Genomic DNA, 11,224 nt, shown 5'->3' with positions numbered 1-11,224 from the left:
TGGTTTAGGCGACGCTTACAGCCCAACACACCATCTAAGTTAATTAAAAAGCCACGTTGCTTATGGAAATATAAGCGGTTGTGGCTTTTTTATTTGAGGTGTTTATCACTGATTTAAGGCGGTCAGGAATGACCTGTTTTAAAGCCTTAAAATCAGTAAAATACACCTAAGCTTGAGAAAAGCTGAACACCCAATCAAAGTTGATTTAAAGGTCGTGTTGCTTATGGAAATATAAGCGGTTGTGGCTTTTTTAGTTGGGGGGCTTGTAACTGGTTTGAGGCGGTCAGGATTGACCTGTTTTAGCCCCATAAAATCAGTAAGATACACCTAAGCTTGAAAAAGCTTACACAGTTATCCCGTGAATCAAAACCCACATCAACCTAGGTGTGGGTTTTTTATTTTAGGAAATATTTTATGAGTGGTTTTACTAAATTGGACCTGTCGAAAGTTCCCGTTCCAGATTTGTTTAAGTCGCTCGATTTTGAACTTTTATATGAACAGTTAAAGGCCCAATTTCTACTTGATAACCCACAGTATAAAGCGGCGCTTTCATTGGAAAGTGATCCGATTGTACTGCTTTTACAAACCCTAGCTTATCAACAACTATTACAATCTCAAAGTCTCAACGATGCGATTCAGGGTAACATGCTGGCCTCAGCGCAGGGCAATGATTTAGATGCCATTGCTGCGAGGTACAACATAGCGCGAAAAGCGCAACCGCAGGAATCAGACAACGCCTTTAGGCAGCGTATTCAGCTAGCATTTAATGGCTTGAATACCGCAGGAAGCAGTGAATCATATATTTATCATACGATGTCTTGTGATGCTGACATTAAGGATGTCTCGGTGCAGAGCCCTGAGCCATGTGATATCGAATTGACGGTTTTGAGTCATGCAGACAATGGTCGCCCGAGCGATACGCTAATAGAAACTGTTCAACAGTATTTTACGGCTCAAGGAAGAGCGCAACCCAAAGTGAATGAGAATGTCTCTAAAGTAAGGCCGCTTGGAGACCGAGTGACTGTAAATAAAGCGACGATTAAACCCTTCTCAGTTCAGGCCGAGTTGTCGATTCTCTATGGACCTTCTGGTGAAACGCTTGTTTCAACAGCCAAGCAAGCGGTGGTCGAATATTGCAAATCTAGGCAATATCTAGGGAAAAAAGTGACAAGAGCAGGGATCTACGCAGCTCTTCACCAGTCTGGGGTTGAAGATGTGACCTTGTTAAGCCCTATTGAGGACATCGCGACTTCCAACACCGAAGCGCCTTTTTGTGAGTCGGTTACAGTCACCATGGAAAATGTCTATGAGTAAGTTACTACCTTCAAATACCACCACATTAACTCAATCTTTGGGTGAGGTATTAACACCCAGTAACTCGGTACGCAAGTTGCTGCTTTCGCTACTACAGCTTTCAACGCGTAGTGATGCCCAGTTAGTTTGGCTGGCAAAGTTGTGTGGTGTACAACCAAGAGATGTGCTCGCCGATCCAACCAGCTTGGCGCAATGCCAAACAGCACAATTAATAGCACTGATTGATGTTCCTGAATTTTGCAGTGTTGCGCAGTTGCAAGAAATAGCAGAGCAAATCCCAGTTGAGAATTGGGACAAGGATGCTTCTGAAATTGAGAAAAGAGCGTTAGTTAAATCAGCTTGTGTGCTGAATGACACAAGATTATTAATGACAAGCCTTTGGAATCCATTTCTTTGTCCTGCAGAGTTGTTGCCATGGCTTGCATGGTCAGTATCAGTAGATGAGTGGGATGAAGCCTGGAGTGAAGTGCTCAAAAGGCAAGTCATCGCCGATGCATTTTCTGTTCACCAAGTGAAAGGCACCCCGTATGCACTACAAAAAGCGCTCGATAGCCTAAATATAAAAACAGAAATTAAAGAGTGGTGGCAGGGAGGTAACGTTGAAGAGTTACCCCGAGGCACTGTTCAGGTCTGGGCATTGATAAATAGTAATTTGGACGAGCAACAGCAAGGATTGCTGACCCCTCAAATGTTAAAGCGAGTACACCGTATTATTGAATCTGTACAACGAGGTTCGATACATATAGATGTAAAGTTAGGCTTGGCATTTGAAGAGAGGGTAGGCGCTGTTGGTGTGACAGCCCCCGCGATTGTCCAGCGCTTTGATGCGCCAGTGGGGCAGGGGGTTAAACCATCGAAAATTGAAGATAAATTATGGTGTACAGGGGCGGCAAAGGTACGTCAGTCATCACACTTTTCAATTGCAGGAGAGGGGATTAAGCCTCCATCAAATACAGGCGACATTCGGTTGTGCGGTGCAACGAAGAGTAGAAATGCACAGCATTTTACATTGGGTGGTGTGGGTATAAAACCACTCGAATTAGCCAAAAATTATGCAGCTTGCGGGGCTTCTACAAGTTATTTTTCAATACATAGTTCCCCACAAGGTCAAGGGGTTCTGCCAAGTTGTGGCGCTGGGAATGAGTATGTGGTGAGCGCAACTCGGCAGATTATATATCAACATTTTAATTTACAAGGAGCCGCTTAATGTCTGCATTAATGCTGCAGTTTACTCAGGTGGGGCTAGATGCTTTGCTGGCTGCTAAAGCCAACGGAAAAAAAGCACAAATAAGCCATATGGCTTTTGGTGATAAAAGCTATACACCTTCGCAAACACAAACGCGTTTGCAAAGCATGAGAGAGTTACAACCCATACGTGATGACAACTATGAAGTGGGAGAAAACCATCAAGTTACAGTGGTCGCGTTATTCGACAAAGCGAATTCAATGCCAGAATACGCTATTAAGGAAGTCGGCGTTTTTATTCAGATTGACGAACCTGCTGGTAGTGATGACAACCTGATCCTGCTAGGAGTTTATTCTGAGCCCAACCGTACGCTTGGCTATAGAACGCCGGATGTAAAGATTTTACAAAGTGTGACGTTGAGCTTAGCGCAACTGCCGTCTGATAGCGTAGAGATAAAGCCGGGTATGGATAACTTCAATATGTTATTAGACAACGAACTGGCGGATTTAACCTTGGTGCAGCTGGATACAATGCATCGGCAACTAAAACAAGAATTACGCTTGGCAGCGCTGGAAAAGCTTTAATAGGTTAATTAGGAAATTATATGTCAAACGAACACACTACTATCACGGAAAATTTAGCGAATGTCGCGACAAGAGCGAACGAACTTTGCAATACAGTTGACTCTCAAATTGCCAATATCAATACAACCTTGACATTGGAACAACAGAAGTTGGCGACCAAAATTACTGAATTTGAGACGAAAGTTAACAGTTTTATTGAAAGCGACTTTAAGAGAGAAATTCCGTTCTTTAGACTAACTAAAAACCAAGAGTTAAAGGTAAACGGTCAATTAACCGTCGGCAGTATTGGGATTCCTGACGGCTTTACTTCTCGGGTAGAACAGTATCACTGTGAAATAGTTGCTTTTAGTCAACATGGTGTAGAGTCGAGCCAAAAACACCCTGAAATCCAGAAAATGTGGCGTGACTTAAAAAATATTGATGCACCTAAGTGGAGTACGCCAGATTTTGCAATTATGCGTATCAGGCCAAAAGAAGGCGTGGAGTATCCAGATACATTAGCTGGCGGTTTTTCAATTTATCAAGGGGAAATTCCATTAAATGGTGATGCTTCTCATGGAATTTGGATAAAAGCGGAACAAGGTCGAGTTGCTTTTACCAGTTCATTCACAGGCATTATTCCTGCTGATAATACGTGGTACGAACGCATTGTTTATGCTAGTGACCATGATGGTGGTACGAGCCATACCAATGGGCCACATATTTATTTAGAGAAAGGCGCAAGTTGTCTCATTGCTCTACCAGGTATTGTCGCAGGGCGAGTGCCTGCAGGACGTTGGGGTTATTTTGAAAGACCTGTTTTTGAAAGGGAGCAATAAATGTTAGAGAACATTACAAATCAAGTAGATGAGCTAGGCGGTGTGCGCAGCCAATATGATATTGATATCGATTTACGTGCTTTTTTAAAAAAGACAGACTGGTATGTAATTAGAGAGTCAGAAACCGGCGTGGCGATGCCTGAAGAAATTAAAGCGCAACGTGAATTTGCCAGAAGTCAGATTCAAACACCACCGTTAAAGTAGAGTAGGTAGATAAAGCATGTCTAGCGATAATTTAACTATCACAGAGCGCCTCACTAATGTTGCGGCACGCGCCAATGTACTGTGTGACACAGTGCAGCAGCAAATTGGAAATATCAACAGCACACTGGGATCAAAAATTGCTGAGGTGGATACCAAAGTTAACCACTCTCAAGAGCAGCTTGATACTAACTTTAATAATTTAAAAAATGGGTTAGTCGAAACAATCAATGGGGTTGACGTATTCAAGGAGGGGGTGACCAAACGTTTTTCAGTAAAAGCGCGTTTAAACGTAGGCGCGAATGGTAGCAATGCTCCAGCAGATATAGATCCATATTATGTCAACCTTATTGAATTTGATGCCGACCATGATGGTGCTGATGGTAATTTTGGTGGAGGCGATAGATTTAAATGTGACTTTTTTATGGAGCATCGAGGCTCTGTTGGTATTTTCGATCACATCATTATAAATGGATCTTCGTCACTTGACCGTGTATCAGCTTATATAGAAGTAAAAAAAGTATTTAAGGATAATGTCGTCAAGCTCTATATTTCAGAGCCAGGCTCCGACCCTCGAGAAATTAGCATAACAAAAGCAGATGAAGGGAAAACACTTGATGTGTTTTTTAGGCAAGCTAATAGAAACTTGGGCGCAGGGCGTGCTCGTGTGACTTTGAAAATAGAGAAAAAAGATTTTACTGAAATGCACCGGGATTTTTTAGCGCAGTGTGAATACTCATCAATTTATGGCCGACCTTGCGTATATAGAGTCACGCAAACCCCCCCTTCTTGGGATCAATAAATTTAAGGAGATTAGTATAATGTCCAGTGTCAATTGGAATGATGTTTCATGGGTGACCGTGCGTTCGCGTAGAAATAACTTATTAATTGAATCAGATGTATGGGTATTAAGAACGTTGGAAAAATCTAACCCTATACCAGTTGAACTTTCAGATTACCGTCAGGCTCTGAGAAAGTTGCCTGAAACAGCAACTAATCCCACAGAAGTTGTTTGGCCGAAATATGAGTTCACAGAATAGGTTGTAGTGCGCAGAACTAAATATTAAGCGCGCTTTCCATTTCCTGCGTAACCTGTTCGGGCATTTCGTCCTTCTCGACTCACCTGTTTCCCACGAGTCACAACCATCATAAGTTTTAACTTTAAAGAGTAATTAACCTCATGCAAAGATGTACCTTAATCAATAAGGTGCTTGAATGCTTATCATCTGGACTTCAAGGGGTGGCACAAGTGGGGCTGTTAAAAGCCACACAACCCTACCCAGATCTGACGCAGCAAGCCCAACTGACAGTCAAGCTGCTAGGCGAACGTCAAGCCAGTGAACTGCAGGCAAAAGGCGCCGACAAAGGCGTGACGTATGGACCGTCGTATAACAAAAACCTCAGTCCAAATTCGCTCGATAGAAGAGTGTTGCAATTGCAGCTAGAAATTGAGTTGGAAGATGCCGATAACGCGCAGCTGTTGCAAAGACTTGACCAGTTGATAAGTCAGTGTGAGGCACTTGTGATGGTGGACGAAATGCCCACCTATTGGCAGCACTTTATTGCTGAGAAAAGTGACTTTACATTCAGTCACCAGGCTAGCACGACGCTAGCGAAAGCTTCGCTTGAGTGGGCATTTTATTATCAAGTGGAATACCCAGATGACCCGGCCGGACCTGAAGTCAAAGAAGTATATCTAGGCCCGAAAGGGGGCGAATACACGCTAATCAGCAAGACTACCACACCTGCTTAGGAGGAAATATGTTAGTTAATCGACAGCAGTCAGAACTGGCCGCCTCAGATTTACAGCATCGCTTTGCCAAGCTTATCTCTGTGGGTACAGTGGAGGAAGTGGATTACGAATTAGCTAGGGTGACAGTGCGAATAGGGGAATGGCTGACCGCGAAACTGCCATGGCTTACTAGTCAAGCAGCGCAAGACATGACGTGGCAGGCACCCGAAGTGGGCGAACAAGTCATAGTACTCTCGCCATGTGGTGATACTGCACAAGGCGTTGTGTTGGGTAGTTTATATGCGAATGCGCATCAACAACCTCATCATAAGATGACTCACGTTACTGATGCGACAAGTGCGGGCGGCAGCTTAGTGCAAGCGCTACAAGCTGTGGCACCTGAATCTAGAGAGCATGTACAGCGTACTCGTTATCAAGACGGTGCCATAGTTCAGTATGACCGTGAAAAGCATACCTATGATATTTTTGTACCTTCTGGGGAAGATGAAGCACCCGCCAAAATCAATATTTACTCAGGTGGAGACATAAACATCGAATGCCAAAACAATGCATCGGTTCATGTGGGTAACAATGCTGACGTGAAAGTTTTGGGTGAAACACAGGTATTGGGTGAAAAAAATGTGTCTATTACAGCACTTGAAGCTCTCAATCTGCAGGGAAAGTCAGTGAATATTACTTCAACGGATGATGGCACCAACATTGTTGCTAAAAAAGGCACGATGGCAATCACGACTAAGCAAGGTGGGGTTACAGTAACCTCTGAAGCAGAAGCGCTCGTAGAATCAAAAGCTGGAATGGCGGTGAAAGCTTTGGGTACTTTAAAGTTGGATGGTGCGACCATCGCCGCTCAAGGAGGATAAATTATGCCTGCAATTTCAGTTGATGGCGCAATTACAGATGTTCATGCTAACTATGCACCAGGCACCATTACGGCGTCCGGCCCGAAGTTTACTGTCGGTGGCGTGGATGTTTTGCGTGAAGGTGACAGTGTAAGTGACCATGTGTATATACCTGACCCTAAAGTGAAGCATTCAGGGATGGTTGTTTCTGCTGGTGCGCCCTCTTTTACTATTGGTGGAAAAGCGGTTGCAAGGTTGGGAGATCCCACTAACTGCGGTGGAAAAATTGCTGTTGGCGTGGGTAGCTTTACTGTAGGGGATAAATAATGATTGGCATGAATGCCGAAACAGGCAAACCTTTGGGTGGCGTTGCGCACCTAAAGCAAAGCATTCGCGATATTGTGACGACACCACTGGGCAGTCGCGTTATGCGACGAGACTATGGGTGTGGTCTATTTGAACTATTAGACAGCCCATTTTCTCATAATTTAGTGGGTGATATTACAATGTCGATAGCCACTGCTCTAGACAAATGGGAACCACGCTTTCGTTTGGAGGGGGTATCGGTACACCCTGCTGGCGAGGGCAAATTAGATATTACGATTGAGGGGCTCTACCTCATTAATAATAAGCCGATCACCATTGAGGGGATCAAGCTTTAACATTTCATAGTTGACCTTCAGTTCAACATTTTAATAAATCATATTTCTCTGTGCGCAATTGTATAGGGACTTATTCAACTTAAGCCATGTTGTCTCACTTGAATATTCAAGTTGAGCAACATGGCTTTTTATTAGCTAATTGACATACCTTTAAAGGAGATATCTATGTCGGGATTTCTACACGGTGTAGAAGTAATTGAGGCGGATTCAGGTACACGCCCGGTTAAAACAGTAAAAAGTTCAGTAATTGGCGTTATTGGTACAGCACCATACGCTAAAGATGGCAGTGCGTTTGCTGAAGCAAATATGCCGGTTTTAATTGCTGGAAAAAGAGCAGATGCAGCTGACTTGGTTCACTTGCCTAAATATCAAGCTAAAGTAGCGGCAGATAAAGAAGCAGAAGGCATGTCGAAAGCTGACGCGGAAGCTTTTGCTGCAACAATTACAGAAGTACCTGCAGCAGAGCAAGGTACGCTAATGGCGGCTATCAATGGTATTTTTGACCAAGCTGGTGCTGTTGTTGTAGCCGTACGCGTTGATGAAAGCAATTTAACAGGTGAAGACAAAGTTAAAGCTGAAATTGCTGAGATTGTTAAAGACTCAACGGATGGCAGCTATACAGGCGTTCACGCATTCCTTGGTGCTGAATCGGTACTTGGTGTGACACCTCGAATTTTAGTAGCCCCTGGTTACACTCATCACCGTTTCAATGGTGAGAAAAATGCAGTTGTTGCAAAGTTAGAAGGTGTTGCTGAAAGATTACGTGCAGTGATTATTGCAGATGGCCCTAACATTGATGACGCAGAAGCAAAAGCTTATCGTGGTGATATAGCGTCTCGTCGAGTTTTCATTGTTGACCCACACGTCAAGGTATTCAAAGACGGTGAGTCTGTGTCAGAACCAGCATCTGCACGCGTTGCGGGTATGATTGCTAAGTCAGATAACGACCGTGGTTTCTGGTGGAGTCCAAGTAACACCGCAATGAATGGCATTGTTGGTACTACTCGCCCAGTAGACTTCCAGCTTGGTGATAAAAACGCACGTGCTAACTTACTAAACGAAAAAGAAGTTTCAACAATCATTCGTCAAAATGGCTTCAAGCTATGGGGCAACCGCACGTGTTCTACGGACCCTAAGTGGGCTTTCCTATCTGTGGTACGTACAGCTGACATGATCAATGACTCATTACTTCGTGCACATATGTGGGCTGTTGACCGCAACATCACATCAACTTACATCAAAGACGTCACTGAAAGTGTTCAAGCCTATCTAGACAGCTTGAAAGCACAAGGTGCGATTTTAGGTGGCCAAATTTGGGCTGATGAAGACCTAAATACACCTGTAAACATTCAGGCTGGTAAAGTGTACTTCAGCTTTGACTTCACACCACCAACACCAGCTGAGCACATCACGTTCAAGAGCATTCTAACTAACAACTACCTAGAGGAAATCGTATAATGGCAATGTCTCCAAAAATCCTAAAAAAATCAAAGCTGTTTGTAGATGGTAAGGGTTACCTTGGCGTTGCAGACGAAATTTCACTACCAAAAGTGACGGTTAAAACACGTGAAGTAACTTCAGGCTTCCAAGCGCCAATCGAGTTAGATGTTGGCCAACTAGAGAAGTTAGAAGGTTCAATCACGTTACTTGAGTACAACGCTGATGTACTTAAGCTTCTTGGCGATTGGGGTGGTACAGGTAGAACTATTAACCTAACTGCACGTGGCGCTATCCAGAAGCAAGGTGCTGCACCTGAGCCTGTAGTTGTTACTCTTCATGGCTTCTTCAAAGAAGTTGACATGGGTAGCTGGAAAGACGGCGAAGAAGCGAAAATGACGCTGCAATATGCTGTTCAAAAGTACAAGCTAGAAGTTAACAACGAAGTTATCTACAACATCGACCTATACAACGATATCCGCGAAATCGCGGGTGTTGACCATATGGCGAACCTACGCAAGACAATCGGAGCGTAATCTATGACTGAAATCATTAAACTGACTTTCCCTGTTACGGTCGATGGGCATGAGTATGCAGAACTAAATATGAGACGACCTAAAGTGCGCGATCGGTTAATGGTTGATAAAGCGGATATCAGCGAATCAGAAAGCGAAATCCGTTACTTCTCACATCTGTGTGAAGTGTCTCCCGATATCATCGAAGAACTAGACTGGAGCGACTTTGTAAAGTTGCGTGAGGCGCTCCAGGCTTTTCTCGTATCCCGCCCAAGCGTCTAAAAGCAATGGTGATTGCCCTGGCTAAGTACACAGGGTGGGGCTTGCAAGAACTCAATGCGCTGACCGAGGATGAACTCATCGAGTGGTTCGAGGCAGCAATTGATTATAAAGAAGCGACAGAGGCGGGGTAACCCGCCTTTTTTTCACCAGCGCAAGTTTGATAGCTCAAGGACTTAAGCGCAGTTTTAGGGTCTTGAGCTATCAACCTTGGCGCATTGCAACCTGTTGTAGTGCGCAATCAATAAATTCCCGCTTATTTCTCTTCCTAGGTATTATTATGAAACATCACGAATCGTCTGTTAAAGACCGTTCAAAGAACAAAGTAAAGTACCGCCTTCCTAAGCAGGATCAGGTTGATCCGAATGTTCAATTAGGCAGTATGCTGGCTAATTTAGTCAAAGCGCAAAAGCCTTTAGATACTAACGCATTACAGGCTGTAATTTCGCAATTGGCGAATGTTAATGTAAATCAGTTGCTTGGTAGTACCAGTCAAGTAATTTCAACGCATTTGACGCAGTTTGCAACTGCACAGGCGAAGTCTAATCATGCAGTGACACAGAGCGCGCAGGTGCTAGCTGCGGCGCAAACTGAGCAAGAATCAGGCACTTTTAAAGCACAAGTAGATGCCAAAATTGGTGACGGTACTGGCCTAAGTGGCGCTATCAAAGCGCTGGCTCAGCAAGTTTCAGCTTTGGATTTTCAACAGTTGCAAACAGCAGCGAGTAGCGACTTAGCGGAGTTACAAGTTGCGCTCCCTAAATTATTCGACAATTTGCCGCTCAATGCTTTGAGTGAATCTTTGGCGACTGCCACAGCTCAGGTATCGAGTTCAGATGCGCAGAGCACACTGGCTTTGCAGTTAGACAGTATTCAACAAGCCGCACCTGTATTGGTCGATGCGCTTGGTATGACACAGTTTAATGGGTACCTTGATAGTGCGACTAAAAGCTTATCACAGAGCAGCAATAATGCGGCATTTAGTCAAGACTTAAACACTTTTGTTCAAAGTGCGCCAAAAGTACTCGACTCATTGGGTATGCATGACGCGAGTGCGATTGTTGAACAAACACTTCCTGCTATCTCCTCAGTAAATGTGAAAGACGTACTAGCAGGGGATCTGACGAGTTTAGTCAGTGCCGCTCCAAAAATTTTGAATGCATTTGATTTATCTGATGCGGCAAAAACGCTAGAAGGTGCACTCCCGCTAGTTGAGGCACTCAATGTTAAAGAAATCTTTAGCGGTGACTTATCAAGTTTAGTCGATGCAGCACCAGAAGTGCTTGATGCATTAGATATGTCGAGTGCAGCGCAGACTCTCGAAAATGCGCTACCAGCGCTTCAACAGGTCGATATTTCTGCGGTAATGGCAGGGGATTTGAGCAGTCTTCAAGAGGCAGCCCCCGAACTACTTAAAGCGGTTGATCTCTCCGCAGTTCAGCAAACTTTAGCGCAACATATCCCAGCTCTCTCGCAATTGGATCTTGCTGGTGTGATCGATGGTGATTTAAGCCAAGTCGTTGACATCGCACCTGAGCTACTTAGAACTGTTGGGTTTGAGCAGGTATCAACGACGTTGAATGCTGCCTTACCGGCATTAAAGCAGCTAGATTTAAAAGGCATTGCCAGTGGCGAT

Annotated in this window: 15 protein-coding genes; all 15 read left to right on the top strand. The window is 44.1% G+C overall.

Annotated elements, in window-relative coordinates:
- Nucleotides 1-414 precede the first annotated feature (414 nt).
- A complete protein-coding gene (locus N482_RS05330; RefSeq protein ID WP_063376085.1) occupies nucleotides 415-1,314 on the top strand; it encodes a baseplate assembly protein in 900 nt (299 codons plus the stop codon).
- The gene (locus tag N482_RS05325; protein WP_063376084.1) at nucleotides 1,307-2,521 is read left to right on the top strand and encodes a phage tail protein I; all 1,215 of its coding nucleotides are present in this window, start codon (nucleotides 1,307-1,309) and stop codon (nucleotides 2,519-2,521) included. Before N482_RS05330 ends, N482_RS05325 begins: the two co-directional genes overlap by 8 nt.
- Nucleotides 2,521-3,084, top strand: coding sequence for a phage tail protein (locus N482_RS05320; RefSeq protein ID WP_063376083.1), 564 nt, complete (start codon nucleotides 2,521-2,523; stop codon nucleotides 3,082-3,084). Before N482_RS05325 ends, N482_RS05320 begins: the two co-directional genes overlap by 1 nt.
- Nucleotides 3,085-3,104: 20 nt before the next feature.
- Entirely contained in the window at nucleotides 3,105-3,902 is a 798-nt protein-coding gene (locus N482_RS05315) for a hypothetical protein (protein WP_063376082.1), read from the top strand.
- Nucleotides 3,903-4,106 carry a hypothetical protein gene (locus N482_RS05310; RefSeq protein WP_063376081.1) on the top strand — a complete coding sequence of 68 codons (204 nt, stop codon included), beginning with the start codon at nucleotides 3,903-3,905 and terminating at the stop codon, nucleotides 4,104-4,106.
- A gap of 16 nt (nucleotides 4,107-4,122) precedes the next feature.
- Nucleotides 4,123-4,905, top strand: a complete 783-nt coding sequence (locus tag N482_RS05305; RefSeq protein ID WP_063376080.1) for a hypothetical protein — start codon at nucleotides 4,123-4,125, stop codon at nucleotides 4,903-4,905.
- A 19-nt stretch (nucleotides 4,906-4,924) separates the two neighbouring features.
- On the top strand, nucleotides 4,925-5,143 hold the full coding sequence (locus N482_RS05300) for a phage tail assembly chaperone (RefSeq protein WP_063376079.1): 219 nt from the start codon (nucleotides 4,925-4,927) through the stop codon (nucleotides 5,141-5,143).
- A 140-nt stretch (nucleotides 5,144-5,283) separates the two neighbouring features.
- Nucleotides 5,284-5,856 carry a hypothetical protein gene (locus N482_RS05295; RefSeq protein WP_063376078.1) on the top strand — a complete coding sequence of 191 codons (573 nt, stop codon included), beginning with the start codon at nucleotides 5,284-5,286 and terminating at the stop codon, nucleotides 5,854-5,856.
- 8 nt (nucleotides 5,857-5,864) lie between these two features.
- Entirely contained in the window at nucleotides 5,865-6,716 is an 852-nt protein-coding gene (locus N482_RS05290; protein WP_063376077.1) for a phage baseplate assembly protein V, read from the top strand.
- Between the two features lie 3 nt (nucleotides 6,717-6,719).
- Complete coding sequence (locus tag N482_RS05285) at nucleotides 6,720-7,022, top strand: PAAR domain-containing protein (RefSeq protein WP_063376076.1); 303 nt, start codon at nucleotides 6,720-6,722, stop codon at nucleotides 7,020-7,022.
- Nucleotides 7,022-7,357 (top strand): GPW/gp25 family protein, encoded by a 336-nt coding sequence (locus N482_RS05280; RefSeq protein ID WP_063376075.1) that lies wholly within the window; start codon nucleotides 7,022-7,024, stop codon nucleotides 7,355-7,357. The genes N482_RS05285 and N482_RS05280 overlap by 1 nt, the downstream gene beginning before the upstream one ends.
- 165 nt (nucleotides 7,358-7,522) lie before the next feature.
- Nucleotides 7,523-8,815 carry a phage tail sheath subtilisin-like domain-containing protein gene (locus tag N482_RS05275; RefSeq protein WP_063376074.1) on the top strand — a complete coding sequence of 431 codons (1,293 nt, stop codon included), beginning with the start codon at nucleotides 7,523-7,525 and terminating at the stop codon, nucleotides 8,813-8,815.
- Nucleotides 8,815-9,330: a phage major tail tube protein gene (locus N482_RS05270; RefSeq protein ID WP_081227770.1), complete on the top strand. Its 516-nt coding sequence runs from the start codon at nucleotides 8,815-8,817 to the stop codon at nucleotides 9,328-9,330. Before N482_RS05275 ends, N482_RS05270 begins: the two co-directional genes overlap by 1 nt.
- Nucleotides 9,331-9,333: 3 nt before the next feature.
- Nucleotides 9,334-9,591, top strand: a complete 258-nt coding sequence (locus N482_RS05265; protein ID WP_063359625.1) for a phage tail assembly protein — start codon at nucleotides 9,334-9,336, stop codon at nucleotides 9,589-9,591.
- Nucleotides 9,592-9,868: 277 nt separating this feature from the next.
- Nucleotides 9,869-11,224: hypothetical protein (locus N482_RS05260; protein ID WP_155730498.1), on the top strand; the 1,356-nt coding region annotated here is incomplete at its 3' end.

The sequence above is a fragment of the Pseudoalteromonas luteoviolacea NCIMB 1942 genome (assembly GCF_001625595.1).
In the GTDB taxonomy this organism is placed as follows: domain Bacteria; phylum Pseudomonadota; class Gammaproteobacteria; order Enterobacterales; family Alteromonadaceae; genus Pseudoalteromonas; species Pseudoalteromonas luteoviolacea_A.
This window is presented reverse-complemented; position numbering and strand designations above follow the sequence as displayed.

Bases quoted from the DNA above. Each gene is read 5' to 3' on its own strand.
- N482_RS05290 (WP_063376077.1), top strand. From the start codon at position 5,865: ATGTTAGTTAATCGACAGCAGTCAGAACTGGCCGCCTCAGATTTACAG.
- N482_RS05325 (WP_063376084.1), top strand. From the start codon at position 1,307: ATGAGTAAGTTACTACCTTCAAATACCACCACATTAACTCAATCTTTG.
- N482_RS05275 (WP_063376074.1), top strand. From the start codon at position 7,523: ATGTCGGGATTTCTACACGGTGTAGAAGTAATTGAGGCGGATTCAGGT.
- N482_RS05330 (WP_063376085.1), top strand. From the start codon at position 415: ATGAGTGGTTTTACTAAATTGGACCTGTCGAAAGTTCCCGTTCCAGAT.
- N482_RS05270 (WP_081227770.1), top strand. From the start codon at position 8,815: ATGGCAATGTCTCCAAAAATCCTAAAAAAATCAAAGCTGTTTGTAGAT.
- N482_RS05295 (WP_063376078.1), top strand. From the start codon at position 5,284: ATGCAAAGATGTACCTTAATCAATAAGGTGCTTGAATGCTTATCATCT.
- N482_RS05320 (WP_063376083.1), top strand. From the start codon at position 2,521: ATGTCTGCATTAATGCTGCAGTTTACTCAGGTGGGGCTAGATGCTTTG.
- N482_RS05280 (WP_063376075.1), top strand. From the start codon at position 7,022: ATGATTGGCATGAATGCCGAAACAGGCAAACCTTTGGGTGGCGTTGCG.
- N482_RS05315 (WP_063376082.1), top strand. From the start codon at position 3,105: ATGTCAAACGAACACACTACTATCACGGAAAATTTAGCGAATGTCGCG.
- N482_RS05305 (WP_063376080.1), top strand. From the start codon at position 4,123: ATGTCTAGCGATAATTTAACTATCACAGAGCGCCTCACTAATGTTGCG.
- N482_RS05310 (WP_063376081.1), top strand. From the start codon at position 3,903: ATGTTAGAGAACATTACAAATCAAGTAGATGAGCTAGGCGGTGTGCGC.
- N482_RS05285 (WP_063376076.1), top strand. From the start codon at position 6,720: ATGCCTGCAATTTCAGTTGATGGCGCAATTACAGATGTTCATGCTAAC.
- N482_RS05265 (WP_063359625.1), top strand. From the start codon at position 9,334: ATGACTGAAATCATTAAACTGACTTTCCCTGTTACGGTCGATGGGCAT.
- N482_RS05300 (WP_063376079.1), top strand. From the start codon at position 4,925: ATGTCCAGTGTCAATTGGAATGATGTTTCATGGGTGACCGTGCGTTCG.